21 protein-coding genes are annotated in these 25535 nt (G+C 67.6%); 5 read left to right on the plus strand and 16 right to left on the minus strand.

The window, feature by feature from the left end; translation table 11 throughout:
• The first annotated feature begins 38 nt into the window (after positions 1-38).
• The 3 genes from BLU04_RS00340 (at position 39) to pgl (ending at position 2367) form a co-directional block, all read left to right on the plus strand.
• Positions 39-452 (plus strand): polymer-forming cytoskeletal protein, encoded by a 414-nt coding sequence (locus tag BLU04_RS00340; RefSeq protein WP_093280783.1) that lies wholly within the window; start codon positions 39-41, stop codon positions 450-452.
• Between the two features lie 300 nt (positions 453-752).
• Entirely contained in the window at positions 753-1439 is a 687-nt protein-coding gene (locus tag BLU04_RS00345) for an acyloxyacyl hydrolase (protein WP_093280786.1), read from the plus strand.
• Positions 1440-1593: 154 nt separating this feature from the next.
• Positions 1594-2367, plus strand: a complete 774-nt coding sequence (gene pgl, locus BLU04_RS00350; protein ID WP_157894993.1) for a 6-phosphogluconolactonase — start codon at positions 1594-1596, stop codon at positions 2365-2367.
• A 15-nt stretch (positions 2368-2382) separates the two neighbouring features.
• On the opposite strand, the gene BLU04_RS00355 is transcribed toward pgl, so the two are convergent.
• Together BLU04_RS00355 and bioA are read right to left on the minus strand one after the other, a co-directional pair.
• Positions 2383-3204: a hypothetical protein gene (locus BLU04_RS00355; RefSeq protein ID WP_093280791.1), complete on the minus strand. Its 822-nt coding sequence runs from the start codon at positions 3202-3204 to the stop codon at positions 2383-2385.
• A 6-nt stretch (positions 3205-3210) separates the two neighbouring features.
• On the minus strand, positions 3211-4614 hold the full coding sequence (gene bioA, locus BLU04_RS00360) for an adenosylmethionine--8-amino-7-oxononanoate transaminase (protein ID WP_093280793.1): 1404 nt from the start codon (positions 4612-4614) through the stop codon (positions 3211-3213).
• Between the two features lie 69 nt (positions 4615-4683).
• On the opposite strand from bioA, the gene dinB reads away from it, so the two are divergent.
• On the plus strand, positions 4684-5805 hold the full coding sequence (gene dinB, locus BLU04_RS00365) for a DNA polymerase IV (protein ID WP_093280796.1): 1122 nt from the start codon (positions 4684-4686) through the stop codon (positions 5803-5805).
• Here dinB and BLU04_RS00370 read toward each other — a convergent pair.
• The 7 genes from BLU04_RS00370 to BLU04_RS00400 form a co-directional block, all read right to left on the minus strand.
• Positions 5777-6562: an RluA family pseudouridine synthase gene (locus BLU04_RS00370; protein ID WP_231964881.1), complete on the minus strand. Its 786-nt coding sequence runs from the start codon at positions 6560-6562 to the stop codon at positions 5777-5779. The two genes, dinB and BLU04_RS00370, sit on opposite strands and share 29 nt — an antisense overlap.
• A gap of 64 nt (positions 6563-6626) precedes the next feature.
• Positions 6627-6836 (minus strand): hypothetical protein, encoded by a 210-nt coding sequence (locus BLU04_RS00375; protein ID WP_093280798.1) that lies wholly within the window; start codon positions 6834-6836, stop codon positions 6627-6629.
• A 221-nt stretch (positions 6837-7057) separates the two neighbouring features.
• A complete protein-coding gene (locus BLU04_RS00380) occupies positions 7058-8740 on the minus strand; it encodes a methyl-accepting chemotaxis protein (RefSeq protein ID WP_093280800.1) in 1683 nt (560 codons plus the stop codon).
• Between the two features lie 211 nt (positions 8741-8951).
• A complete protein-coding gene (locus BLU04_RS00385; RefSeq protein ID WP_093280802.1) occupies positions 8952-9500 on the minus strand; it encodes an energy transducer TonB in 549 nt (182 codons plus the stop codon).
• A 16-nt stretch (positions 9501-9516) separates the two neighbouring features.
• Positions 9517-11865, minus strand: a complete 2349-nt coding sequence (locus BLU04_RS00390; protein WP_093280804.1) for a transglutaminase family protein — start codon at positions 11863-11865, stop codon at positions 9517-9519.
• Complete coding sequence (locus BLU04_RS00395; RefSeq protein WP_093280806.1) at positions 11862-12863, minus strand: transglutaminase family protein; 1002 nt, start codon at positions 12861-12863, stop codon at positions 11862-11864. Before BLU04_RS00395 ends, BLU04_RS00390 begins: the two co-directional genes overlap by 4 nt.
• Before the next feature lie 12 nt (positions 12864-12875).
• Entirely contained in the window at positions 12876-15500 is a 2625-nt protein-coding gene (locus tag BLU04_RS00400; RefSeq protein ID WP_093280808.1) for a circularly permuted type 2 ATP-grasp protein, read from the minus strand.
• 300 nt (positions 15501-15800) lie between these two features.
• Here BLU04_RS00400 and BLU04_RS00405 point away from each other — a divergent pair, with 300 nt between their 5' ends.
• The gene (locus BLU04_RS00405) at positions 15801-16331 is read left to right on the plus strand and encodes a chemotaxis protein CheW (RefSeq protein WP_157894994.1); all 531 of its coding nucleotides are present in this window, start codon (positions 15801-15803) and stop codon (positions 16329-16331) included.
• Positions 16332-16348: 17 nt separating this feature from the next.
• Here the strand turns inward: BLU04_RS00405 and BLU04_RS00410 are convergent, their stop codons facing one another.
• The 7 genes from BLU04_RS00410 to BLU04_RS00440 form a co-directional block, all read right to left on the minus strand.
• Complete coding sequence (locus tag BLU04_RS00410; RefSeq protein WP_093280812.1) at positions 16349-17065, minus strand: lactate utilization protein; 717 nt, start codon at positions 17063-17065, stop codon at positions 16349-16351.
• Positions 17062-18480, minus strand: coding sequence for a LutB/LldF family L-lactate oxidation iron-sulfur protein (locus BLU04_RS00415; protein ID WP_093280814.1), 1419 nt, complete (start codon positions 18478-18480; stop codon positions 17062-17064). The genes BLU04_RS00410 and BLU04_RS00415 overlap by 4 nt, the downstream gene beginning before the upstream one ends.
• Before the next feature lie 4 nt (positions 18481-18484).
• Positions 18485-19210 (minus strand): (Fe-S)-binding protein, encoded by a 726-nt coding sequence (locus tag BLU04_RS00420; RefSeq protein WP_093280816.1) that lies wholly within the window; start codon positions 19208-19210, stop codon positions 18485-18487.
• A gap of 30 nt (positions 19211-19240) precedes the next feature.
• Positions 19241-21421 (minus strand): bifunctional rhamnulose-1-phosphate aldolase/short-chain dehydrogenase, encoded by a 2181-nt coding sequence (locus BLU04_RS00425; protein ID WP_093280818.1) that lies wholly within the window; start codon positions 21419-21421, stop codon positions 19241-19243.
• A gap of 30 nt (positions 21422-21451) precedes the next feature.
• Positions 21452-22942 (minus strand): rhamnulokinase family protein, encoded by a 1491-nt coding sequence (locus BLU04_RS00430; protein WP_093280820.1) that lies wholly within the window; start codon positions 22940-22942, stop codon positions 21452-21454.
• Positions 22943-22953: 11 nt separating this feature from the next.
• A complete protein-coding gene (locus tag BLU04_RS00435; protein ID WP_162274599.1) occupies positions 22954-23727 on the minus strand; it encodes a DeoR/GlpR family DNA-binding transcription regulator in 774 nt (257 codons plus the stop codon).
• A 132-nt stretch (positions 23728-23859) separates the two neighbouring features.
• Positions 23860-25506, minus strand: a complete 1647-nt coding sequence (locus BLU04_RS00440) for a hypothetical protein (protein WP_093280825.1) — start codon at positions 25504-25506, stop codon at positions 23860-23862.
• Positions 25507-25535: the final 29 nt, after the last annotated feature.

The raw sequence follows: 25535 nt of genomic DNA on the forward strand, positions 1-25535 counted from the left end.
AGAACCCAACCGGCAAACCCGCAGACGAGAGAAATCCTATGGCAGAAACCACGCAGACCGTTATCGGCAAAACGATCACCATCAAAGGCGACATCCAGGGCGATGAGCCGCTGACGATCGAAGGCAAAGTCGAAGGCAAGATCCAGCTCGACAGCACGATCCACGTCAAGGAGAGCGGCGTCGTCAATGCCGACATTAGCTCCCGCAGCATCACCATCGAAGGCGCCGTCTCCGGCAACATCACCGCGACGGAGAAGGTCGAGATCCTTCCCGCCGGCATCATGGTGGGCGACATCAAGGCCCCCCGCGTGGTCATCAACGACGGCGCGCTCCTCAAGGGCCAGGTCGAGATGGAAGTCACCGACGAGAAGATCCGCGCCAAGCGCGAAACCCTCCCGAAGGCTCCCGTTCCCCCCGCGGCTCCCCGGACCTTCTCGAGCATCGAGGAGTAGTCCCAGCAGCAATCGCATATTGCACTGAAACGCCATTGGCGTCGTGCAATATGCCGGGGAGTTTTCCCTCCCCGGCCCTCACCGGGTTTGTCTCCGCCCGCCCTATCCGGCGGGCGGAACCGAAGGCCGTCCTCTCTCTCGGAGGACGGCCTTTCTCGTTTTTTCTCTTTTGCCCGCTCGTGTTCGGCAAAATTTCGATGGAAGAGATCAGGTAAAAAGAGGAGCGGCTTTCATCCTGTTTTATTCTTTTTTTCCGTTGCAAAAATCTGGCATCACAATAGCTTGTCTCCCATCAACGTTATGAAGCTCTCTCCTCTCACCCACATTGCCTTGGCCCTTACCGCCGTCGCCCTCACCTCGTTCGCTTCGTCCGCCCACGCCGGCACCGAAAGCCCGAAGGAAATCGCCATCGTCAAGACGGAGAAGCCGACCGACCGCGACTGGTCGATCGAAGTCGGCAGCGGCGCCCAGTTCTCGAACATCCGCTCCTCGACCCTCGACAACTACACCATGGTCCCCGCCTTCGTGACCGCCTCCCTGAAGATCGACGACGTCTCCCTCGACGAGCCCCTGGGCGGCATCCTCCGCGGCAACACCGAATTCGTCTTCCAGGGTTCCGGCTACGCGATCACCTCGGGCCGCGAGTCCCGCCTGATCGGCGCGAACTTCGGCCCCCGCTACAACTTCGTCCAGCCCGGCTGGAAGCTCGTTCCCTTCGTCGAAGGCCTCGTCGGCTTCTACTTCGCCGACTCGAACCAGCAGCACATCCCGACCGCCACCTCGCAGATCGAGCACGGCCTCGGCCAGGACTTCAACTTCACCTTCGGCGTCGCCAGCGGTGTCCGCTACGACATCAACGACGACTGGTTCACCCGGCTGACGCTCGCCTACACCCACGTCTCCAACGCGGGCCTCTCCGAGCCCCAGAACAGCAACCGCGCCATCGACGCCTTCGGGCCCGAAGTCTCGGTCGGCCGCCGCTTCTGACGCCACCGATTCTCTCAAGGGGGGAATCTCAAAAACGCGACCTGAAAAGGTCGCGTTTTTTGTTGCCGCGGAAGAGCTTCCATCGCTCCCCGATCGCCTCACCGGGCTATTTACAAACCGGGACCGATCTTCCATGATTCTCTCCCCTTTCTCTATGGCCATCCCCCTTTCCCCTGCCGTCCGCGTTTTCCCCGATGCCGATGCGTGCGCCGCCGCCGCGGCCCAGACCTTCCTCGAGCTCGCCCTCGCCGCCGTCGAGGCCCAGAAGCCGTTCCGCGTCGCCCTCTCGGGCGGCTCGACCCCGAAGCGCCTCTACACGATCCTCGCCTCCCGCCCCGAGTTCCGGGACGCCATGCCGTGGGGAAAGATCCACTTCTTCTTCAGCGACGAGCGCCACGTCCCGCCCGACCACGCCGACAGCAATTACAACACGGCGAAACAGGGCCTTTTCTCCCAGCTCCCGATCCCGGCGGCGAACATCCACCGGGTCCACGGGGAGTTGACCGACACCGCCGACGCGGCCAGCCGCTACCAGAACACGATCGCCGCCTCCTTCGGCGGGAGCGACGAGGCCGTCCCGGCCTTCGACCTCATCTTCCTCGGCATGGGCCCCGACGGCCACACCGCCTCCCTTTTCCCGGGGACGACGGGGCTGGAGGAAAAGAAGAAGTGGGTGATCGCGAATCACGTCCCCCAGTTGGCGACCGACCGGGTCACCTTCACCTATCCCCTGCTCAACGCCGCCGAAAAGGTCCTCCTCCTGGTGACGGGAGCCGACAAGGCCGAGCGGCTCGAGACGATCCTCGTCCCCGGCGCGCCGGAGGCCTTCCCCGTCCAGGCGGTGAAGCCGAAGGCGGGCGCGCTCGAATGGTACCTCGATGCGGCGGCGGCGGCGAAGCTCGCCCCGCCCGCGGAAAAGAGCGCCTAAAAAGGCGCCCCCAGCTTATCCCTTCCGGCCCTTGGCCACGGCCAGGCGCTTCCACGCCACGCGGGAGGCCTGGAAAAGGACGGCGATCGGCCAGGTCACGATCCCGCCGATGCGGTCGCCGATCTTGAGCGCCACGCTCCCCGCCTTCACCACGGGGCCGAGGAGGCGACGCGCCCGCGCCGAACTCCCCCAGAGGAGGGAGAGCGCCAGGATGCCGCCGATCCCGCCGAATTTGACCGCCTCGCCGACATGGAGGTGGAAGACAACCTCGGCCAGCAGGAGAATGCCGACATAGCCGACGAGGAGGAAGGCGGCCGGAGTGAGGACGGGGAATTTCCTGATCAGGTCGATGCAGACGCCGGAGAGGAAGCGGAGCGCGAGGATCCCGATGAAGACGCCGGTGCAGACGACCCAGAGCTTCGGGCTCAGGGCGACGGCGGCGACGACGTTGTCGAGGCTCAGGCTCAGGTCGATCAGCTGGATGGTGAAGAAGACGTTCCAGAAGCCGTGCTTCACCTTGGTCTCCTTCTCCTCCCCGCCGTGGTCGCCGCTGAGGTGGGAGCACATCAGCCAGACGAGGTAGAGCGCCCCGAAGGCCTTCACCCACGGGTTCGAGATGATCCACGAGGCGAGGGCGAGGGCGAGGCCCCGGAAGAGATAGGCGCCGATGATGCCGTACCGGAGCGCCCGCTGCCGCTGGGCCACGGGAAGGCGCGAGGCGAGGGAGGCGATGACGAGGGCGTTGTCGACCGAGAGGAGCCCCTCGATCAGCACCAGGGTCAGGATGACGGGGAAGGCATCGACAATCTCGATCCAGAGGGGGAACCAGGCAGGCATGAACTCTTATTTGGCGTCGTCGGTTTGGAAAAATTCTTCGGTCGCTTCCCGGAGGAGCGTCACCATGCGGACGATCTCTCTCGGGGAACTGCAGTAGGGCGGAAGCAGGAAGAGGGTGCCGCCGAGCCCCCGGGTGAGCAAGCCCTTCCGGCGCGCGATCTCCCCGATCCGGTGGGCGATCCGTTCCCCGGGCGCAAAGGGCTCCCGCGTCGCCCGGTTGCGGACCAGCTCGACGGCGAGGATCATCCCCTCCCGGCGGACGTCGCCCGTCTGGGGCAGGTCCCAGAACGCGGCGGAGGCCGATTCGAGGACCGCCCCGTCGGCGGCGATCTTTTCGAGCGTCTTTTCCTCGTCGAAGATCGCCAGGTTCGCCAAAGCCGCCGCGCAGCCGAGGGGATTGCCGGTGTAGCTGTGGCCGTGGAAGAACGTCCGCTCGAACCCCGTCCGGCCGAAGGCCTCCCCCCGGAAGCCGTCGACGATCTCCTCCCGCACCAGCGTCGCCCCCATCGGGAGCATCCCGCCCGTCAGGCCCTTCGCCAGCGCGACGAGGTCGGGCCGGACCCACTCGGACTCGCAGGCGAGCATCGTCCCCGTGCGCCCGAAGCCGGTCAGCACCTCGTCGGCGATCAGCTTCGCCCCCGCCGCGCGGACGAGGGGGGCGACCTGCTCCAGGTAGCCGTGCGGGTGCATCGTCATCCCCGCCGCGCCCTGGACGAGGGGCTCGATCACGAAGGCCGCCGTCTCCGCTCCGACCTCGTCGAGCTTCCGTCCGACCGCCGCGATGCATTCGCGGCGGCACTTCGCGTAAAGCCGGGCGTCCTGCTTCTCCGGCTCGGCCCGGTTGAAGGGGCAGCGATAGCAGGCGGGGGAAGGGACCGTCTCCCGCGCGAAGAGGAGGGGCCCGAAGGTCTCGTGGAACGAGGCCGACTGGCCGAGGCTCATCGCCCCGACCGTGTCGCCATGGTAGCCGCCGCCGAGGCCGATGAACCGGGTCCGCTCCGGCGCGCCGTTCTGGCGGAAATACTGGAACGCGATCTTCAGCGCCGCCTCGATCGCCGTCGAGCCGTCGTCGCTATAGAAGACCCGTCCGTCCTCGAAATCGAAATGGCGGCAGAGCGCCGCGCCCAGCGCCGCCCCCGGGGCGTGGGCGAGGCCGAGGTAGGAGGCGTGGGCCAGCTTCGCCGCCTGGGCCTGGACGGCGGCGACGAGCTTCGGATGGCTGTGCCCGTGAAGGTTCGTCCAGATGGAGGAATTGCCGTCGAGGTATTCGGTCCCCGCCTCGTCGATCAGGACCGCCCCCCTCCCCTCGGCGATGACGACAGGATGGAATCCTTCCGCCTCCCATTCGTCCAACGGGGTAAAGGGATGCCAGACATGACGGCGATCTTGGGAGGCGGCATCCAGATCCATTTCAGAGTTTTATCCCGATGTATAACTTTTTCAAGCTGCACCCGCCCCGGCTTGGGTTAAAATAACGGAATGCCCCGGGTCATCTTCCACCTCGACATGGATGCGTTCTACGCCTCCGTGGAGCAGCGGGACCACCCAGAACTGCGCGGCAAGCCGGTGATCGTCGGCGCGCCGCCCGACCGCCGGGGCGTCGTCTGCGCCGCCAGCTACGAGGCCCGCCCCTTCGGCGTCCGTTCGGCGATGCCCTCCCGGACGGCGGCCCGGCTCTGTCCCGAGGGGATCTTCGTCCGCCCCCGGATGGAGGCCTACCGGGACGAATCGCACCGGATCATGGAGATCCTCGCCTCGGTCGACGAGGTCGCCATCGTCGAGCAGGTCTCGGTCGACGAGGCCTACCTCGATCTCTCCCCCCGCTTCGAGGGGAGCGGGATGGGCCACGACGAGGCCCTCGCCGCCGCCCTCCCCATCGCCCGGAAGATGAAGGAACGGATCCGGGAGGAACGGGGCCTCGCCGCCACCATCGGCGTCGGCGGGAACAAGCTGATCGCGAAGATCGCGAGCGATTCGGGCAAGCCCGACGGCCTCCTCCTCGTCCCGGAAAGGGAAAAGGCGGCCTTCCTCCGCCCCCTGAAAGCCGGCGTCCTCCACGGCGTCGGGCGGGCGACCGCCGAGGTCCTCGAGTCGAGCGGCCTCCGCACCGTCGGCGACATCCAGGATTACGTCACCGAGGCCCCGGGCGACCTCCGCGCTCTCGTCGGCTCCTATGCGGCGACCCTTGCCGCCTACGCCTTCGGCGAGGACGACCGGCCCCTCGACCGCGAGACGCTCATGCGGAGCATCGGGAGCGAGACCACCTTCGAGCGCGACAGCGACGACCGTCCCCTCCTCCGCCGCACCCTCCGGGAACAGGCCGAGGAAATCGCCGGATCGCTGGCGAACGAGGCGATGGCGGCAAAGACCGTCCAAGTGAAGATCCGCTATGGCGACTTCACCACCCTGACCCGCCAGCTGAGCCTCCCCGATCCGATTGCCGAGGCGGGGGAACTCTACCGCATCGCCTGCCTCATCCTCGCGAAACACCGGCTGGTGAACCGGCCCCTGCGGCTGCTGGGACTCGCCGTCTCGGGGCTGGTGCCGCCGTCGACGCAGGCCGTCTTCCCCTTCATGCAGCGGGAGAAACCGGCGTCGTGATCCGCGCCGCGATGAACGCGCGGAGATCGGCGGGGAGCGGGGCCTTCACCTCGTAATCCCGCGCCCCCCAGCGGAACCGGAGGCGGCAGGCATGGAGCGCGTGGCGCGGGAGGAGGAGCGCCCGTTCCAGCTCGGGCGTCCAGCCGGTATCGATGAAGGTGAGGAAATGCTGCGCGTCGGGCCCGTAGATCTTGTCCCCGACGACCGGCAGGGAGACCAGGGAGAGATGGACCCGGATCTGGTGGAGACGTCCCGTCTTCGGCTGGATGCGGAGATGAGAGAAACCGCCTCCGGAGGCGACCCGCCAGACCTTCGTGTGGGCCGCCGCACCCTCGGGCTCAAGGACGACGCCCTGCTTGATCTTCACCGGGTTCGCCTCGGAGATGCCGACGAAGCCGAGGCGGGCATCGATCTCGACGTAGTCCATCCCCATCGCGCCCCAGCAGACCGCCTCGTATTCCTTCTCGATCTGGCGGCCTTCCATGAGGCGGCTGATCGCGTTGACCGTCGCCGGATGCTTCGCCACCAGGATGACCCCGCTCGTCTCCCGGTCGAGGCGATGGAGGAGGGTCAGGTAGGCGTCGGGCCGGATCGCCCGGAGCCAGGTGATGAGGGAGGGCTGGCCGTCGAGGCGGGTCGGATGGGAGAGGAGGTTCGCCGGCTTGTCGACGACGAGGAAGTCGTCGTTCTCGTCGAGGATCGCCGGGGTGGGGCAATCCTCGGGAAGCAGAAGGCCGGGCGTGATCGGAATACTCACCCGCCAACGGTAGGGCGAATCCCCGCCTAGGGCAAGGACCGCCCCGAGCCGAGGACGAAGGCCCTCAGCGCAGCCAGAGTTTCCTCGAGAAAAGGCTCGGGGGCTCGGCTTCCCACGCCATGTCGGCCCGGAGCGGCTCGTCGTTCAGCTCGATCCACTCCTCCATCCCCGACATCCACCAGGGCTGCGCGATTTCGGCGCTCGCGGCGGGCTGGCCTTGCGGCGGGCAGGGCGTTTCTTTCGCGTTCAGTTCGAATCCGTCGTTGAAGTTCATCGTGTTTCTCCGGGTTGGCGTCGGCGTGGGTTTCGGTGCTTTCGAGGCTTGGGGTGGCTTGTGCTTTCTTCGTGATCAAAATCGTCATGGGGCGCTCTTCCATCGATCCCTCGATCCTACCGCCCCGCCGCCCGCCGCCTATCGGCGGTCGGGACATTCGGGTGTGGGATAAAGGATGACATTCGGTTTTACGTTATTTTCCGGGAGGCGTGGGACGCGTCCTAGTGAGCCGCCACCTTCATCGGGCTCACGCGCCGGGCGCCGATCAGGGCGGCCGTCCCGCGCTGGCTCGCAGCGAGGGAGCGGTTCGACGGACGGAGGGCGGCGAAGCGCCGCTTGTCGGTGCCGGGGGCGATGGCGACCTCGACTTTCCGCCGGTTGCGGTCGTTCCAGCCGATGAGGAGGAGGAGGCCTCCGATCGCCTTGCGGAGCTCGCCGGTCTGGTTGCTCAGCTCGGCGGCGACGGCGGCGGCCTCTTCGGCCCCGGCGGCGGTGGTCTGGGTGATGCCGTCGATGTGGCTCATCGCCGTCGTCACCTGCTGGAGACCCTGCTTCTGCTCGGAGGAGGCGACGGTGATCGAGGAGACGAGGCCGTCGACATCGCGCACCAGCTCGACGATCCGGCCCAGGCTCTCGCCGACCGACTCCGAGGTCCGGGAGGCGGAGGCGATGCCGTCCTGCACCCGCTGGTTCACCTCGATGGTCCGGTTCCCCTGGCCGAGGGAGATCTCGATGATCCGGGCCGTCTCCTTGGCGGCGTCGGCGCTCCGCTGGGCGAGGGAGCGGACTTCCTCGGCGACGACGGCGAATCCGGCCCCGGCTTCCCCGGCGCGGGCGGCCTCGACGGCGGCGTTCAGGGCGAGGATGTTCGTCTGGAACGCGATCTCGTCGATGGTTTTGATGATCTTCGAGACCTCGTCGCCCGACTTGCGGATGCCGTCGAGGGCCTCGAGCATCTCATGGCTCGAACTCTCGACCGTGGCCATCGCCTCCCGCATTTCGCGGGTCCGGACGAGGCCGACCTCGGCGGCGTCGCGGGTCTTCGTCGAGGTTTCCTTGGCCTGGCCCGCTCCGTCGACATTGCGCGAAGTCATGCTGGAGATCTCCTCCAGGCTGGCCGAGGTTTCCTCGAGGCTGGCCGCCTGGCGGCTCGCGCCGTCGGCGAGGTTCTGGCTGTTCCCGGCAACCTCGCTGGCCACATTGGAGAGGCAATCGGAGCTGATCTCCAGCACGTCGCCGATCTGCCGCAGGGAGCGGGTGACGCCCTGGACGATGATGACGGCCGTCCCGATCGCCGCCCCCATCGCGAGCCCGAGGCAGACGAGCGTCACGACGAGCGTCCGCTCCGAGATGGCGATGCAGGCGCTGGTGTCCTGCTTCGTGACGGTCTTATTGAAGGCGATTTCCTCCTGCAGGCTCGAATAAAGACGATTGAAGGCCTGGGTCAGCGTCCCGCCGCGGAGCATCAGCTGGATTTCCTTGAATTCGCCCTTTTGGGCGAGGTCCAGGGCGACATCGAGCTGCCCCTCATAGGTTTGCCAGGCGAGGTCGCTCGTCTTGGCAAGCGGCTCCTCCGCCTCGCCGGAAACGACGAAATCCTTCCGGTAGCGGGCCCAAGCCGTCTCGGCGGTGGCCCGCGCGTCGGCCAGCTTCGCGGCCAGCTCGGGGACCTCGGCCGTGTTGTCGGCGATCGCCATGCGGAAGAGCGCGCGGTGGGCCGAAACGGTGTCGGAGCGGAACTCCATGAGGAGATCGACCCTCGGAATCGCCTCCTGCACGACCACCTTCAGGTTCTTGCGGATGTCGAGGACGCCCTGGCCGATGAGGGTGCCCATGACCGCGATGATCGCGATGAGAATGCCGAAGCCGACGATGATGCGACGGCCGATAGTCCAGTTTTTCATAGTTCGTTTTCTTTCGTGATGCGTTGTTGAGCCTTGTGAGCGTTGGAAACTTGAAAGCGGGAATTCAGCCCCGCGACGGATACCAACCTATCAGGAGGACGAGACGCCGCTATCGGAGGACGGCGCATTCGCGCGTGGGAAAAAAGATAACCCCGGCGTAGGAGAAACGATGACATTTCCCCCTTCTTCCCGGCTCCGCCCAGGGAAGGACCTAACGATTCAGGCGGAAGCAGACCGGAATCTCGACGAGCGACTCGACGGCGAGGCCGCCGAGCGAGGCCGGGCGGAAGCGCCACAGACGGACGGCCTCCACGGCCGCCGCGTCGAGGAGCGCCGACCCGCTGCTGGAGGCCAGGGTCACCTCCCGCGCCGCGCCGTCGCGCCCGACGCGGACGAGGACCATCGCCGTCCCCTCGATACCGCGCGCCCGTGCCGCCTCGGGATAGGGCGGCGGGGCGTTGTGGAGGGCATCGGGCCGGGAGGGGGTGATCGCTCCGTTCTGCGGCGAGGAGGGCGGCGTCGGCCTCTTTTCCTCGGGCACGGCCTGGCGGGAGGCGGGCCGGGGGCTCGGCGCGTCGGGTGGCGGCGGGAGGGTCGCCGCGGGCTGCGCCCGCACGGTGACGACCCGGAGCGAGCTGACTCCGGGAACGACGCCGACCGACTCGCGCCGGTGGAGGCGGCTCCACGTGCATCCGACGACGAGCAGGACGACCGCGTGGATCGCCGCGGAGAGAAGGAAGAACAGGGTCTCGCGCCTCAAACCCGTGCCTCCTTCCTTATCCGGCGAAACGGAGGTCGGTGGTGTAGAGGGACTCGAAGGGCTTCTCCCGCTTCGGGAGGTAGCGGAGCTCGCCGACGGTGCCGTCGGTCCGGCGGAAACGCTCGGCGACGCGGACGCGGGCCTCCTCCTCGGTCTGGGGGAGCCCGGCGTAGTTCTGGTTGTCGGGCTTCCAGTTCAGGAGCCGGGCGGCGGCGACGACGCGGAAGTCGGCAAGGTCGACGACCTCGAAATCGAGCGGCGAGTGGGAGGAGATATGGGGCTGGAGGCCGGGGACGCGGTAGAACATCCGGTAGCGGACCGCCCCGAGGAGCATCTTCCGCCCGTCGATCACCGTCGGGCAGAAAGAGAGTGGGACGCCGGCGGCGAGGAAGCAATACCTCGAGGCCCAATCGCCGTCGGGATCGGGGATGGTGACCTGGAGGCGGTCGGTCGACGAATCGACGCTCCGCGAGGTGCCGCCGCCCGAGGGGGCTTCCCCGAGGACCGGCCACGGCTCGATGGCCTGCCGGAGCTCGATCCGGTGCTCGATTTTGGCTTTGGCCTTGGCCTGCGGATCGCGAGCGTCCCGGAACGCCACCTCGCCGACGACGGGGAAGCGGAAGGCGAACCAGCCGTCGAAGTGGGCCATCTCCAGCGGGATGCCGTGGCCGTTGAGGAAGGCGAGGACCCCGGCGAAGTCTTCCCGGAGGAAGTGGGGCATGGCGTAGCGGTCGTGGAGCTCGACGCCCCACCGTTTCAGAGGCTCGGTGTAGGGATGCTCCAGGAAGACGGCGGCGAGGCCCCGCAGGAGGGCGACCGAGGCGGCGAGCATCGCCGGGGCGGGCGGCATCTCGAAGGCGCGGAACTCGACGAGGCCGAGGCAGCCGTTCGGCGCGTAGGGGTTCCAGAGCTTGTCGATGCTGATCTCGGCCCGGTGGGTGTTCCCCACGGTGTCCATGAGGAGATTGCGGAGCATCAGGTCGAGCAGGTGGCGATTGGCCGGGCTCCCCATCCGCTCGACGCCGCGCAGGGCGATCTCCATCTCGTAGGGGACCTCGTAGGCCGACTCGTCGATCCGGGGGGCCTGCGAGGAGGGGCCGGTGAAGAGGCCGGTGAAGAGGTAGGAGAGGGAGGGATGGTGCTGGAAGTAGCGGACGAAGCTGGAGAGGAGCGTCGGCTTCAGGAAGAAGGGGCTCCGGTCGTACGTCGGCCCGCCGAGGAGGATGTGGGCGCCGCCGCCGGTGCCGACCTTCCGGCCCGTGTATTGGTAGCGGGAGGCGCGGAGGCCGCTCTCCTCCGCCGCCGCATAGAGGGTCTCGACCAGCCGCGCGTAGCCGGGGAAGTCGGCACGCGGAGGGAGGTTGATCTCGAGGACGCCGGGGTCGGCGATGACGTTGAGGCGGGTGAGGGTCTCGTCGTTCGGCGGGGTGTAGCCCTCGATCACGACGGGGCCGAGCTTCAGCCGCTTCACGCAGCCCTCGACGGCGGCGAGGAGGTCGAGGTAGTCGGCGAAAGTCTCGACGGGCGGGAGGAAGATGCTGAGTTCCCCCTCGCGGACCTCGACGGTGAGCGCGCGGCGGGGCGCGTCCGGGGGAAGGAGGTTCAGCGGGAGGCGGAGGCCGAGCGGGCTCTGGCCGGGCCAGAGGACGATATCGCCGGGTTCCGGCAACGCCCACCGGGGCGAGGTCCACTTTCCCTTCCCGCCGTCGAGCGGGAGGACCCAGCCCGAAGGGCGGGTGAGGCGCTCGAGGATCTCGGGCGAGAGGCCGCCCTTCGCGGGGAGGAAGCGTTTCGCGCCGGGGCTGAAGAGGGGGGCGCAGCGGCGGCCCTTTTCTTCGCCGGCCTGGCGGAGGATCTCGACGGGGTCCTCGAAGGCGGGCCGCATCGCGACCCCCCGGAGGCCGAGGACGGCGGGGAGGGCGCGGGCGAGCTTCTCCGCCGCGGCGGGCTTCTGGACCGGCTCCGAATCGAAGCGGAAGAAATCGTCGCCCGAGGCGACGCCGAAGGGCTCCGCAGGGCGGCCCGGCGCGCCCTCGCGCCAGTGGAGGCCGATGAGCCAGCGGGGGAGGACCTCGCCGGGATATTGCTTCCCCATCGTGTGGGTGACGAGGCAGCCGGAACCGGCGGTATCGAGGCGGCGGCGGAGATTGGCGGCGAGGCGGCGGCCGAAGGCCCGCTTGGTCGGCCCGAGGGCGGCGAAGTTCCACTCCGGATGCTCGTGATCGACGGCGACGAAGGTCGGCTCCCCGCCGACGGTGAGGGCGACGCCGAGGGCGGCGAGCTTCCGGTCGACGGCGATTCCCGCCTGGGCCAGGGAACCGCGCTTGGAGGAAGTCGGATTCGGCTGCTGCGTCTTCCGCGTCATTCCGCGCCCTCTCCGCCCGGCGTCCGGGCGACGGTGACCTTGACCGAGAGGACCTGCTTCTGGGCCCCCTTGAAGACGCCCCGCAGGGGCGGCACGTCGGCGTAGTCCCGGCCGATGCCGATCTGGACGTGGCGCTCCCCCTCGATCTGGTTGTTCGTCGGATCGAGGCCGACCCAGATGCCGTTCGGCGCGCAGACCTCGACCCACGCGTGGCTCGCCGTCGCGCCGATCAGGGGATCGTGGTCGCCCGGCGTCTCCTTCGGATGGGCAAGGCCGGAGAGCCGGGACGAGGCACCGAGCAGGTCCCCTCCCCGATGGGCATGGCCATTGCCGTGGCCGTTGGCATGGCCGCCCCCGAGGGAGGCGGCGGCCTGGGAATCGGTCTCGATATAGCCGCTGACGTAGCGGGCCGGTATCCCCGAGGCGCGGAGAATGCCGATGAGGAGGTGGGCGAAGTCCTGGCAGACCCCCTTCTTCGTCGCGATGACCTCGTTGAGCGGGGTGCTGATCGTCGTCGCGCCGGGCTGGTATTTGAAGGTCCTGAAGATCGTCTCGTTGAGACGGAGGAGGGCCGGGGTGAACGACTCGCGCGGATCGACGTGGGCGCGGGCGAAGTCCCGGATCTCCTTCGTGATCGGGACGTGGTGGGAGGGCATCAGGAAGTCGTAGAGTTCCCGACGCCGGGGATGATAGAGGTGGACGGCCTCGCTGACGGAGAGGTCGAGGCCCGCGATCGGGTTCCCGACGGGGCGGGTCTGGACGGTGCAGCGGGAGGTGACGATGAGGCGCTTGTGCCGGAAGGGGACGGAGAGCGATTCGGCCGCGTTGCCCCAGTAGTCGGTGAAGACCTCGAGCGGCACGCGGGGGGAGACCTCGGTGACCTGGTCGGTGATGACCTGCCGCATCGTGTTCCGAGGGCGGACGCGGAGCTCGCTGTAACACTCGATGGCGGGGGCCGAGTACTCGTATTCGGTGCTGTGGACGATGCGGAACTTCATTGCGGGAAAAAACTAGGGCGCCAGCAGGTGGGAGCGGATCGGGGTCGCCGCCTGGTGGTTCAGGTAGTGGTCGGAGACGAGGGTGCCGAGGTTGAAGAGCCGCTTGATGATGTTCTGGATCCACTCGTCGAAGGCCTTCGCGCGGTTCCGGGCGGTGGCCCGGGCCTGGGAATCGGAGATGACCCGCTCGACGCCGTCCTCGCCGACGACGGGGGCCGGGAAGTAGGCGGCGACATCGGCGAACATCAGCTCGCTGACGAGGTGGTGGCAGTAATGGAGGGGCGTGTCGGCGCGGGCCTGGCCCTTCTTGTCCCCGAAGACGGCCTGGAGGGAGGTCTGGAGGGAATCGAGGCAGAAGACAATGGAGCGGGGGAATTCCCCGTCCTGGATGAGGAGCCGGGCCACGTGGGAGGCGACGGGGCGGCGGCGGTAGAAGCTCCGGTAGGCGTACTGCCCGGCCAGCATGCGGAGGAGGGCGTCGAGGTAATCCTCGCCGCCCGCCGACGAGGCGTTCGAAGCGGAGGCGAGGCGCGATTCGTCGGCCCCCTTCATGAAGAGCTGGCGCAGGGCGAGGGCGGTGAGGAGGCCCCGCTCCAGGTAGCGGCCGATCTGCCAGAAATGCCACGCCTCGTTGTGGAGCATGTGCTTCTCGACGCAGCCGCTGAGCTCGTCGAGCTGGGTCAGCAGGCCGTCCTGGAGCTGGAGGGACTGGAGCCGCTCGACGATGGCCGGGGTGTTCTTCTGCTCCGCCGACTGGAAGAGGTCGAGGCAGAGGCCGTTGAGCGTCGCCCAGACCTCGGGCGGCAGCGCCTCGCGGATCTGGTAGGCGTTCTGGCGGCAGAACCGGAGACAGGAAAAGGTCGAGGCCGGATTCTCCTCGTCGAGGAGGACGTATTGGGCGAGGGCGGCGTTCTTCTGGATCGTCGCCTTCTTGAAGAAGCTCGTCGGATGGCCCGTGGCGGTGGCGAGGGCCTCCCACAAGGGTTGCCAGGAACGGGGGTCCTGGAAGGCCTCCCCCTCGAGGCGGAGCTGCTGGATGACCCGGAGGAGCCGGGTGGTCCCTTCCGCCCTCTCCGTGTAGCGGCCGATCCAGTAGAGGCTGTCGGCGGAGCGGCTGCCGAGGGGCATCCGCTCGGCATCGTCCCGGTCCCGGAGGGAGGCGACGACGGCGGCCGATTCCCCCTCGCGGTTCGCGCCGCGGAGGATCCAGGTGTCCTTGCTCCCGCCGCCCGCGCCGGAGGAGATGACGAGGGAGTCGGCCGAGTTCGCGTAGCGGGTGAGGACGCAGGGGGTGACGAGCGGCGTCCCGTTGTTCAGGACGAAGGCGCGGATGCCGACGTGCCGGGGCTCCAGCGAGGAGCCGGTCCACGTCGGCGCGGTCGAGAACTGGATGAGGGGCTGGGCGATGTAGCCGCCGGGATCGGCCTCGATCTTCGCCTTCAGCTCCTCGCGGCCCTTCTCGTCGAGGTCCTTGCCGACCCAGACGCTCTTCGGGGAGCGGTTGACGACCTCCTTGATGACGTGGCGGTCCCAGTTCCCGTAGACCTGCTCCCGGACGTCGACGTCGCGGCAGACCCACGTGGCGACGGAGGGGAGGAGCATCCGCTCGTTGAGGTAGAACTCGATGATGCCGGGGATGTAGGCGTGGAGGGCGCGGTTGTCGGCGATGTCGGCGCCCAGCGCGTTGGCGATCGTCACCGTCCCCTTGCGGACGCACGAGACGAGGCCGGGGACGCCGAGGATGCTGTTCGAGCGGAAGGTGATCGGGTCGATGAAATCGCTGTCGAGGCGGCGATAGATGACCTCGACCCGCTCGAGCCCGGCGATCGTCTTCAGGTAGAGGTGGTTGTCGAGGACGATGAGGTCGCCGCCCTGGACGAGGGGGATGCCCATCTGCCGCGCGAGGGTCGAGTGGTCGTAATAGGCCTCGTTGAACGTGCCGGGGGAGAGGAGGACGGCGCGGGAGTTCGACCGCCCCGTCGGGGTGACCGAGAGAAGCGTCTCGAGGAGCTGGGTCCCGTAGTTGTGGAGCGGCGTGACGTTCTGCCCCTCCAGCAGCTCCGGGCAGAGCTGGCTGAGCGCGCGGCGGTTCTGCAGCGCGTAGCTCGCCCCGGTGGCGTTGGAGAGATGGTCCTCGAAGACGAGCCACTGGCCGAGGGAATTGCGGAAGAGGTCGACGGCGGCGACGTGGATGTAGATGTCCTTGATCACCTTCACGCCGACGCATTCCCGGAGGTAGCGGGGATCGCTGTAGATGATCTCGTAGGGGAGGACGCCCGCGCGGAGGATCTCCTGCGGGCCGTAGAGGTCGCGGAGGAAGAGGTTCCACGCCCGGATCCGCTGGGAGATGCCGGCCTGGAGCTGCCCCCACTCGTTGGCGGGGATCGTGAGGGGGAAGAGGTCGAAGGGGAGGATCCGCTCAGTGCTCGTCTTGTCGTTGTAGACGTTGAAGGTGATGCCGTGCTCCCGCATGAACTCGTGGGCGCGACGGGTCAGCCGCTCGATCTCGGCGGGGGAGCGGTTCGACAGGACGTTCTCGATGTGGCCGTAGGCCTGCTCGACGCCGGGGACGCCGCCCTTCCACTCGTCGCGCGCCTCCTCGGTCGCGCGGTAGGATTCAAAGAGGAGGGAGGACATGGCGTCGGAAGGGTTGCGACCGGTTCCCCTCCCCTCTGGGTGGCTTGCCGTTTTCACGGCGGAAGCGGAACAAGTCGATAAAAGTGTAAGGCGAGCCCTCCCCCGGGGCAAGTGCGATGAATCCCCTCTCCTGCTCAGTTCTCTCTGAGTAAGAGCCCGCAGGTAGGAGCCCGGGAAAGGCGCGAGTAGATGACTCCATTCACAAAAAAGCCGTTTGGGCGCATGATGGAAAACGTCGCTGAAAGCCCGAAAAAACCAAAAAAGGCTCGAAGCGTTAGGAAACCTCCACCTGCCCCGCTTATGAAACTCTTTGGAAATCGTCAGAACGAAAATTCCTTCGGCTCGGCACCCTCCTCCTCCCTCGCCGGAAAATATCTGGTCTTCGAGCTCGCCGGGGAGTTCTACGGCATCCTCCTCCAGAAGATCCAGGAGATCGCCCTCGTCGAGAACATCATCACCGTCGGGCCGATGCCCTCCTACGCCCTCGGCATCCTCGAGGTCCGCGGGAATTTCCTCCCCGTCATCGACCTCCGCCGCCGCCTCAACGTCCGGGAAAAGAAGAACGACCACCGCAGCTCGGTCCTCATCGCCCACATCACCCCCCCCGACGGGCGGACCCTCGCGGCGGGCTTCCTGATCGACGGGATCGACGATGTCCTCATCCTCCCCCACGAGACGATCCTCGAGACCCCCTACACCCTGCGGAACGGCCTGCCGGGGGAATTCGCCGGCATCTCCCGCATCGGCGAAGGCCGGGAGAAGAAGACGATCACGTTGATCAACGTGAATGCGCTTCTCACGCGGAAGGACATCAATACGTTGCTGAGCTGAGCCTGTCCCCGCCTAGGCTAACCGACGAAGAGAATCGTCAGCCTCTTCGGGCCATGCGCGCCGAGGACGAGGATCCGCTCGATATCGCCGGTCCGGCTCGGGCCGGTGATGAAGGAGATCATGCTCGGGAGGGCTTTCCCGTGGACTTCGCGCAGCCGCTCGAACGCGGCGGGGAGGTCGGGAACCAACTGGGCCGCCGTCGCCACGACGACGTGATGGGGAGGAAGGACGGTCAGGGCCCGGCCCCCCGATTCTTTCGACGTCACCAGGACCGATCCCGTCTGCGCGACGAGGGCCTCGCACGCCGTGACGCCCGCCACGCATCCCTCCAGCGCCGCCTTGTCGTAGCCGGAAACGACGAGGAAGGGGATGAAGCCCGCCTTCTCGACGACGGCCTGGGAATGGAGGCCGGGATGGGCCGCAATCGCCCCGGGCTTCGACGTCTCCCATCCCTCGTCCTTCGCCAGCTGGGCGAGGCAGAGGGGAACGTCGTCGGGCGTGGCGACCCGGATCACCTCGGCCTTCAACGCCGCGGCCTGCGCCGCGAAGAGGGCGAACCGCTCCTCGAAGGTCGGTCCCACGGCGGGGAGCCAGCGGGTCACTTCCCTCTTCGAGGGGAGGAGCGGAATGGTGTCGGAGACCGATCCCTCGACGTGGGGGATGCGGGCCGGGAGGCGGAGGGCCTCGCGGACGCGGGCGAGGACGGCGTCCTTATCGGAGGGAGGGAGGCTCATTTCCTCTCCTTCTGTTTTTGTGCCTCACGCTCGGCCCAGAGCTGCTGGAACGTCTTCGACGGCGGAGGCGGGAGGGTCCGGCTCTTCGTCCAGAGGGCGGCGGGGTCGAACCATTTCCCCGAGAAGAGCGCCTGCACCTTCAGCGCCGGGACGGCGAGGGCCGAGCCGAGGCGGAAGAGCCCCGCATGGGAGGCGGCGAAGCCGAAGCCCCGGAAGAGGAGCCGCTCCCACCACGTGCCTTGTTCCTTCACGGCGTTGCGGCGGTTGCGGAGGAGGTGGTGGTGGAGGTCGATCTTCACCGGGCAGGTCTCAGTGCAGGCCCCGCAGAGGGAGGAGGCCGAGGAGAGGTGCTTCCAGTCCTGGAGGCCGCGCAGGTGGGGCGTGATGACGGAGCCGATCGGCCCCTGGTAGGTCGTCCCGTAGGCGTGGCCGCCGATGTTCTTGAAGATCGGGCAGACGTTGAGGCAGGCCCCGCAACGGATGCAGTGGAGCGCGTCGCGCTGCTCGGGGTCGGCGAGGAGGCGGGTCCGGTGGTTGTCGAGGAGGATGACGTGGAATTCCTCCGGCCCGTCGGTCTCCCCGGGCTGGCGGGGGCCGGAGTAGAGGGTGTTGTACCCGGTGAGGTTCTGCCCCGCCCCGGCGGTGCCGAGCATCGGGAGGAAGAGGGCCAGATCCTCGAACCGGGGCACCACCTTCTCGATCCCGACGAGGGCGACGTGGATGCGCGGGAGGGCGCAGGTGAGGCGGGCGTTCCCCTCGTTCTCGGTGATCGAGACCTGGCCCGTCTCGGCGACGAGGAAGTTCCCGCCGCTGATGCCGAGGTCGGCCTTGACGAATTCCTGACGCAGGACGCGCCGGGCGACCATCGTGAGGGCCTCGGGCTCGTCGCTGGTGATCCCGCCGATCGATTTCTCGAAGGTCTCGCGGATCTCCTCCCGCTTCAGGTGCATGCAGGGGAAGACGAAGTGGTAGGGAGCCTCCTTGCGGAGTTGGACGATGAACTCGCCGAGGTCGGACTCGACGACGCGGTAGCCCTCGTGTTCCAGCGCCTCGTTGAGGTGGATCTCCTCGCCGGTCATCGTCTTCGCCTTCACGATCGAGCGGACCCCCTTCTCGCGGCAGAGGGCCGAGACGTAGTCCCGGGCCTGCTTCCCGTTGGAGGCGAAGAAGACCTTCGTCCCCCGCGCCTCGGCCTGCTTCGTGAACGTCTCGAGGTGTTCGGCGAGGTGGTTGACGGCGTTGAACTTCACCGCCGAGGCGACGCTCCGGGCCGCCTGCCAGTCGGCGTAGGCGTCCTGGATCAGGTAGCGTTTCGCGAAGTAGCCGGAGAGCGCCCGGCGGACGAAGGTCCGGCGCGGGACGTCGGCGGTCGTCTCGCGGATGTCGTGCCGGAAGATTTTCTCGAAGCCGGTCATGGGATTACCGGGAAGCCAGGACCTCGGCGAGGTGCATCCCGCGGACCGGCTTCCCCTGTTTCTCGAGCCAGCCGGTAATCTGCATGAGGCAGCTGAGGTCGTTCGAGACAACGCCCCGGATGCCCTCGGCCTTCAACTCGAGGATCGACTCGCACTTCACCTCGGCCATCGCGGTCGAGATCGCGGCGAATTTCACGGCGAAGGCGCCGCCGAAGCCGCAGCAGGTCTCGGCCTCCTTCATCTCGACGAGCTCGAGGCCGCGCACCTTGCCGAGGAGGACCCGGGGCGGGGCCTTCAGGTCGAGCTCGCGGAGGCCGTGGCAGCCGTCGTGGAAGGTCACCTTCCCCTCGAAGCGGGCGCCGACGTCGTCGACGCCGAGCTTCCGGACGAGGAACTCGGAGAACTCCCACGTCTTCTCCGAGAGGGCGACCGCCTCGGCCTCGTGCGGGGTGCCGTGGAAGAGCTCCGGCATGAATTTCTTCGCCATCGCCGAGCACGAGCCCCCGATGCCGACGACGACGTCGGCGTCGCGGAACGCCTTCAGCATCTGGAGCCCGACGGGGCGAGCCTCGTCCCAGTAGCCGGAGTTGAACGCGGGCTGCCCGCAGCAGGTCTGCCCCTCCGGCACGGCGACGGCGTGGCCGAGCCCCTCGATCACCTGCGCCGCCGCCATCGCCGCATGGGGATAGAGCTGGTTGACGAAGCAGGGAACGAAGAGGGAGACCTTCATGCGCGAGGGGGCGACTCTATCAGCGAATCTCTAGCGAAGGAAAGCCTCGTGCAATCCGCCGTCGACGGTGATGACCTGGCCCGTCGTCTTGCTCAACCGCTGGGAGAGGAGGAGGAAGAACGCCTCCGCCTGGTCGGCGGGAGTGATCGGGGCCTTGGTCAGCGTCCGGTCGGCGTAGAACTGAGCCAGCTTCGTCGTGAGCGAGGCGTCGGCCTCGTCCTCGGCGAAGGGGATGTTGTACTTCGCCAGCGAGGCGACGACGCGGTCCCGGGGGAACATGCCGCTCCCCTGGATGACCGTCGCCGGGGCGACGCCGTTGACCCGGACGAGGGGGGAGAGCTCGATCGCCAGCTCGCGGACGAGGTGGTTCGCCGCCGCCTTGCTGGTGTCGTAGGCGACGCTCCCCTTCTTCGCCACCGCCGCGTTGGCGCTGGTGGTGAGGACGAGGTTGCCGCGCAGGCCCTGGATGTCCCAAGTCTTCTTCGCCTCGTCGGCGACGATGTAGCTGCCGGTGACGTTGAGGGCGAAGGTGAGCGCCCACTTGTCGTCGGGGATGTGGCCGGTCTGGTCGGGCGGGACGAAGATCCCCGCCGTCACCGCGATGCTGTCGAAGCCGCCGTAGGCGAGGGCGACCTGGTCGATCAGCTTCGCCACGCTCTCGCGCTTCGTGATGTCGGCGGCGAGGCCGATGGCCGGGCCGCAGTTCGAAAGACCGGTCCCGGCGACGCCGATGCCGAGGCCGCACTTGTCGGTGATCTCCTTCGCCGTCGCGGCGGCGGCCTCCTCGCGGAGGTCGACGGCGACGATGTGGGCCCCTTCCTTCGCGATGCGGTGGGCCACTTCCTTGCCGATGCCGCTCCCGGCCCCGATGACGACGATGACCTGGCGGGCCAGTTCCTTTTCGGCGGGCATCCGCTGGAGCTTCGCCTCCTCAAGGAGCCAATACTCGATGTCGAAGGCCTCCTGCTGCGGGAGGGCGATATACTTGTCGACCGCCTCGGCCCCCTTCATGACCTGGATGGCGCAGCCGTAGAACTCGGCGGTGACGCGGGACTCGCTCTTGTCCTTGCCCCACGCGATGAGGCCGAGGCCGGGGATGAGGATGACGCTTGGGTTGGCGTTGCGGATGGCCGGGGAGTTCGCGTGCTTGCACCGCTCGTAGTAGGCGGCGTAGTCCTTGCGGTAGGCCTCGATCCCGGCGACGAGCTTCGCCTGGAGGGCGGCGAGGTCCTCGCTCTGGCCGTTCCACTCGATGTAGAGGGGCTTGATCTTGGTCCGCAGGAAATGGTCGGGGCACGAGGTGCCGAGCTCGGCGAGGCGGGGCGCGTCGGCGCTGTTCACGAAGCGGAGCGTCTCGGCGTCGTCCTGCACCGTCCCGATGAGGCGGAGCGGGGTCGAGACCTTGCCGCGGAGCCACGGGAGGAGCTTGGAGAGAAGCTCGCGGCGCGGGGCCTCGTCGAGCGCCTTGTACTTCTCGCCGCCGAAGGTCTTCGCCCCCTTGTCGCGCTGGGCGATGTATTCGGCGGCCTTCTCGATGAGGTCGAGGGAGAGCTCGTAGCAGGCCTTGTCGTCGTCAGCCCAGTTGATGAGGCCGTGCTGGCCCATGACGATGCCCTTCGCCTTCGGGTGCTTCTTGGCGACCTCCTGGAGGATGAGGCCGAGATCGAAGCCGGGACGCTGCCAATCGGTCCAGATCACCTCGTCGCCGTAGATCTCCTGCGTCAGCTTCGCGCCGTTCGCCGAGGCGGCGATGGCGATGACGGCGTTGGGATGGGTGTGGTCGACGTGCTTGCCCGGGAGGAAGGAGTGGAGCGGCGTGTCGATCGACGAGGGGCGCGGGTTGAGGTTGAAAGTGGTGTGGTTGTAGAGGGCGACCATCTCGTCCTCGACGGCGGTCTTGGCCCCCTTCGGGTTCGCCTTGTTGTAATAGGCCTGGAGGGCGATCAGCTTCTCCTGGTAGAGGGAGGAGAAGTTCTCCCGCTTCGCCGTGCGGAGGTCGCCGCCGGAGCCCTTCACCCAGAGGACCTCGACGTCCTCGCCCGTGAGCGGGTCCTTCTCGATCAGCTTCGCCGAGGTGTTGCCGCCGCCGGTGTTCGTGATCCGCTGGTCGGTGCCGAGGAGGTTCGAGCGGTAGACGAGGCGGGCGACGGGATCGAGTTTCGAGGCCTGGGCGTCGTCCCAGAGATAGCTGACGTGGCGGTAGGTTTTCATGGTCGGTTGGGGTGTTTTTAAAGCGGGGGGTTAGTCGAGGACGGGGAGCGCGGCGAAACGGACGCGCGCTTCCTTCCAGGCGGCGGACGTCTCGGGGTTGGGTTGATACGACTCGATCTGGAACGAGGCGCGGACGATCTGCCGCAGGGCGACGAGGGAGGAGACATGGCCGAGGGCGATCCCCTGGAGGAGGATGTTCCCCGCCGCCGTCGCCTCGGCGGGGCCGGCCAGGACGATGCGACCCGAGGCGTCGGCCGCCGCCTGCATGAGGAGGGTGTTCTGGATGCCGCCGCCGACGGCGTTCAGCCGGGTGATCTTCTGGCCGGTGACCCGCTCGAGGTCGTCCATCGTCCGTCCGTAGAGAAGGGCGAGGCTCTCGATGACGCAGCGGACGATCTGGCCCGGGGTCTCCGGGACCGGCTGGCCGGTCTCGCGGCAATAGTCGGCGACCTTCTTCGGCATCGACCCCGGCTCGGCGAAGCGGGCCGAGGCGGGATGGATGAGGCTGCGGAGCGGGACGACCTCCGGGGCGGCCGCCTCGTCGCAGAGTTCGGCGTAGGAAGAGGCCTTGCCGCCCGCGACCCACTCCCGGCGGCATTCCTGGAGGACCCAGAGGCCGACGATGTTCCGCAGGAAGCGGATCGTCCCGCCGTGGCCGACCTCGTTGGTGAAGTTCTCGGCGAGGGCTTCCTTCGTGAGGTAAGGCCCCGACGCCTCGATCCCGAGGAGGGACCAGGTGCCGCAGCTGAGGTAGGCCCACTCGGCCCCGCTCCCCGGCGTCCCGGCGACGGCGGCGGCGGTGTCGTGGGAACAGGTGGCGATGATCTGCGTCGCATCGAATCCGGTCGATCCTTCGGGAACGATGCCGGAAAGGAGCGGCCCGAGGACCGTCGCCGAGGGGACGACCTCGGGGAAGAGCCGGGCCGGAATGCCGAGCTTCCCGATCAGCGCCTCGTCCCAGGCCTGCTTTTCCGGGTTGTAGAGCTGGGTGGTCGAGGCGAGGGAGGCCTCGGCGACGGCGCGGCCGGAGAGGAGGTAGTTGAAGTAATCGCCGATGAGGATGAAGCGGTCGGCCTGGGCGAGGATCTCGGGGCGGTCGATCACGTCGGCGTGGAACTGGTAGAGCGTGTTCAACGTCATGAACTGGATCCCGGTCCGCGCGTAGATCTCCTCCTTGGAGACGACCGCGAAGGCCCGCTCGAAGCCCTCCTTCGTCCGGACGTCGCGGTAATGGTAGGGGACGGTGAGCAGCGGCTCGTCCCCCTTCACCAGGACGTAGTCGACGCCCCACGAATCGGTGCTGATCCCCTCGATGGCCAGGCCCCGCTTGGCGACCTTCAGCAGGCCGGTGCGGACCTCGTCGTAGAACCGGAGGACGTCCCAGCGGAGCGTCCCCGAGATCGCGAGCGATCCCGTGGGGAAGCGGTGGACCTCCTCCAGGCGGAGAAGGCCGCCGTCGAGGGTGCCGAGCATGACGCGGCCGCTTTCGGCTCCGAAGTCGAGTGCCAGATAATGGTGCATGGTCTGTGGATTCAAGAGGAGGAGGGCGACGCCACGGCCTTCGGCGCGATGCCGTGCTTGCGGAGGGCGGCGGGGGCGGCGTCGGTCAGGAGGCGGTCGACGCCGCTCCACGGGAGGAGGAAGGCGGCGGCCTGGCGTCCGAGTTTCGCCCCGTCGAGGCAAAGGACGACGCGCTTCGCCCGGGCGGCGACGGCCTTCTGGAATTCGACGACATCCTTCTGGGAATTGAAGACCCCCTCTCCCGTCATCCCCTCGGCCCCGAGGAAGACGACATCGAAGCGCCACGCCGCCACGTTCTTCCGCGCCTGCTCCCCGAGGAGAACCGACTGGCGGCGCAGCAGCAGCCCGCCGAGGAGGTGGACCTCCAGCTCCGGGACTCCGGCGAGGGTCTCGGCGACGAGGAGGTTGTTCGTCACGATCTTCAGCGGATGGACCGGGCGCTCCCGGAGGGCCTCGGCGAAAAAGAGCATCGTGGTCCCGGCGTCGAGGTAGCAGGTCATCCCCGGCTTGAGGAGGGCGACGGCGGAGGCGGCGATCTGCTTCTTCGCCGCGCGGGAGAGGTTCCGCCGCTCGGAGAACGAGGTGAAGGTCTCGTTGTAATCGGAGAGGGCGCCGCCGTAGGTGCGGGTCACCTTCTTCGCGTCGGCGAGGGCCGCCAGATCGCGCCGGGCCGTCGCCTCGGAGATCGAGAGCTGGTCGCACAGCTCCTGGAGCGGCAGGTAGCGGTGCTGCCGCAACAACTGCGCCACGCGATCCCGCCGCGCTTCGACCAAGTGTTTTGCCACTCTCACAGGAAGGGAATCATGGCTGAATTATATGATTAGAGTCAATCATATAATAAAAGAGAGGCCGACGCAAAAAGCCGTCCCCCTTGCGGAGGACGGCTTTTTTCAGTCGCGGATCGCGAACGCCTGCGGTCAGGCGGCGACGACAGGCGGAGCCTCGGGCTCCAGGGCCTTCTTGATGTCGTCCTTGGGGAGGCGCTTCGCGAAGTCGGCGAAGAGCTCGCCCTCGGTCTTGTTCGCCTCGAAGAAGCGGAGGAGGCGGCCGATGGTGATGTTCACGTCGCTCGCGGGGATCTTCCCCTTGATCAGCTCGTTGAAGCGGGCCTGGTCGCCCAGCTTGCCGCCGATGAACATGTCGAAGGCCTCGATCTGGACGCCGTTGACCTTCGTCATCGCGCCCCGGAAGCCGATGTCGGCGATCTGGTGCTGGCCGCAGGAGCTGGTGCAGCCGCTGAAGTGGATGCGGATCTTGTCCTTGTAGAAGGAGCACTCCTTCTCCAGCTCGCTGACGAGCTCGATCATCCGGTTCTTCGTCTCGGCGATGGCGAGGTTGCAGAACTCGATCCCGGTGCAGGAGACGCAGCCCTGGCGGAAGTTCGTCGGGTTCCAGACGAGCTGGAGCTCGTCGAGTTCCTTCTTCAGCGCCTCGAGGTTCTTCTCGGGGATGTTGAGGAGGATGAGGTTCTGCTTGTTCGTGCAGCCGATCCGGTCCTGGCCAGGGGCGGCGTACTTCCGCGAGAGGGCGGCGAGGTTCCGCAGGTCGTGGGCGCGGACGCGGCCGCCGGCGAAGCTGATGCCGACGAAGTAGAGGCCGGGCTGCTTCTGCTCGACGATGCCGAGGTGGTCGGTCTCGGGATCGACGGGGAAGTGGAACTCGCTGTGGCGGTCGAACTTCAGGTTCCCGAGCTCCTCGATCTTCGCGATCGTCTGGTCGGCGCCGAGGTCGGCGATGAGGAACTTCAGCCGCGCGCGGCTCCGCTTTTCCCGGTAGCCGTGGTCACGGTAGAGGACCGAGGCGTAGTGGGCGAGCGGGAGGACCTGGTCGGGCCGGAGGAAGACGGGGAGGGTCTGCGCGAGGTGGGGCGAGGAGGAGAGGCCGCCGCCGATCTTCACGCCGTAGCCCGCCTCCAGCTTCCCGTTCACCTTCCGCTCCAGGCCGAAGAAGCCGAGGCAGTTGATGTCGGGCTGGGCGCAATGGATGCGGCAGCCGGAGACGCTGATCTTGTACTTCCGGGGGAGGTTGGAGAACTCGCGGTTGTTGAAGAGGTGGTTGTTCACCTCCCAGAGCTGGGGCGTGGCGTCGAGGATCTCGTCCTTCACGATCCCGGCGACGGGGCAGCCGACGACGTTGCGGGCGATGTCGCCGCAGGCGCCGACGGTGCTGATCTTCACCGCGTCGAGGCGGGCGATGATGTCGGGGATCTGCTCGATCTTGAGCCAGTGGTACTGGAAGGTCTGCCTGGTGGTGACGTCGGCGAAGCCGTGGCCGTAGTCCTCCGCGAGGGCGGCGATGGCGTCGAGCTGCTCGGCGTTGACGCGGCCCGCGGGGAGCCGGAGGCGGAGCATGAAATAGCCGCTGTCCTTCGGCTTCTGGCGGTAGAAGCCGTACCACTTGAAGCGGTTGAAGTCGTCCTCGTTGATCGTGTTGAAGCCGGTGTGGGCGTAGCGGTAGATGTCGTGGATGACGTCGAGCGCGTCCTTCTCCATCTTGAACTGCTCTTCGCGGGTCGAGCCGGGGGTGAAGTTGCGCGGGGTGCTGAATGCGGGGCTGCTGCTCATGGATTCGTTGGGGCGGGGTGGGGTAGTAA

It is taken from the genome of Verrucomicrobium sp. GAS474 (assembly GCF_900105685.1).
GTDB lineage: Bacteria > Verrucomicrobiota > Verrucomicrobiia > Methylacidiphilales > GAS474 > GAS474.

What these genes read in the sequence shown, in the direction of transcription:
- BLU04_RS00420 (WP_093280816.1), bottom strand. Translation starts at nt 19,210, where the DNA reads ATGAAGGTCTCCCTCTTCGTTCCCTGCTTCGTCAACCAGCTCTATCCC.
- BLU04_RS00355 (WP_093280791.1), bottom strand. Translation starts at nt 3,204, where the DNA reads ATGCCTGCCTGGTTCCCCCTCTGGATCGAGATTGTCGATGCCTTCCCC.
- BLU04_RS00375 (WP_093280798.1), bottom strand. Translation starts at nt 6,836, where the DNA reads ATGAACTTCAACGACGGATTCGAACTGAACGCGAAAGAAACGCCCTGC.
- dinB (WP_093280796.1), top strand. Translation starts at nt 4,684, where the DNA reads ATGCCCCGGGTCATCTTCCACCTCGACATGGATGCGTTCTACGCCTCC.
- BLU04_RS00405 (WP_157894994.1), top strand. Translation starts at nt 15,801, where the DNA reads ATGAAACTCTTTGGAAATCGTCAGAACGAAAATTCCTTCGGCTCGGCA.
- BLU04_RS00430 (WP_093280820.1), bottom strand. Translation starts at nt 22,942, where the DNA reads ATGCACCATTATCTGGCACTCGACTTCGGAGCCGAAAGCGGCCGCGTC.
- BLU04_RS00395 (WP_093280806.1), bottom strand. Translation starts at nt 12,863, where the DNA reads ATGAAGTTCCGCATCGTCCACAGCACCGAATACGAGTACTCGGCCCCC.
- pgl (WP_157894993.1), top strand. Translation starts at nt 1,594, where the DNA reads ATGGCCATCCCCCTTTCCCCTGCCGTCCGCGTTTTCCCCGATGCCGAT.
- BLU04_RS00345 (WP_093280786.1), top strand. Translation starts at nt 753, where the DNA reads ATGAAGCTCTCTCCTCTCACCCACATTGCCTTGGCCCTTACCGCCGTC.
- bioA (WP_093280793.1), bottom strand. Translation starts at nt 4,614, where the DNA reads ATGGATCTGGATGCCGCCTCCCAAGATCGCCGTCATGTCTGGCATCCC.
- BLU04_RS00390 (WP_093280804.1), bottom strand. Translation starts at nt 11,865, where the DNA reads ATGACGCGGAAGACGCAGCAGCCGAATCCGACTTCCTCCAAGCGCGGT.
- BLU04_RS00425 (WP_093280818.1), bottom strand. Translation starts at nt 21,421, where the DNA reads ATGAAAACCTACCGCCACGTCAGCTATCTCTGGGACGACGCCCAGGCC.
- BLU04_RS00380 (WP_093280800.1), bottom strand. Translation starts at nt 8,740, where the DNA reads ATGAAAAACTGGACTATCGGCCGTCGCATCATCGTCGGCTTCGGCATT.
- BLU04_RS00440 (WP_093280825.1), bottom strand. Translation starts at nt 25,506, where the DNA reads ATGAGCAGCAGCCCCGCATTCAGCACCCCGCGCAACTTCACCCCCGGC.
- BLU04_RS00340 (WP_093280783.1), top strand. Translation starts at nt 39, where the DNA reads ATGGCAGAAACCACGCAGACCGTTATCGGCAAAACGATCACCATCAAA.
- BLU04_RS00410 (WP_093280812.1), bottom strand. Translation starts at nt 17,065, where the DNA reads ATGAGCCTCCCTCCCTCCGATAAGGACGCCGTCCTCGCCCGCGTCCGC.
- BLU04_RS00400 (WP_093280808.1), bottom strand. Translation starts at nt 15,500, where the DNA reads ATGTCCTCCCTCCTCTTTGAATCCTACCGCGCGACCGAGGAGGCGCGC.
- BLU04_RS00415 (WP_093280814.1), bottom strand. Translation starts at nt 18,480, where the DNA reads ATGACCGGCTTCGAGAAAATCTTCCGGCACGACATCCGCGAGACGACC.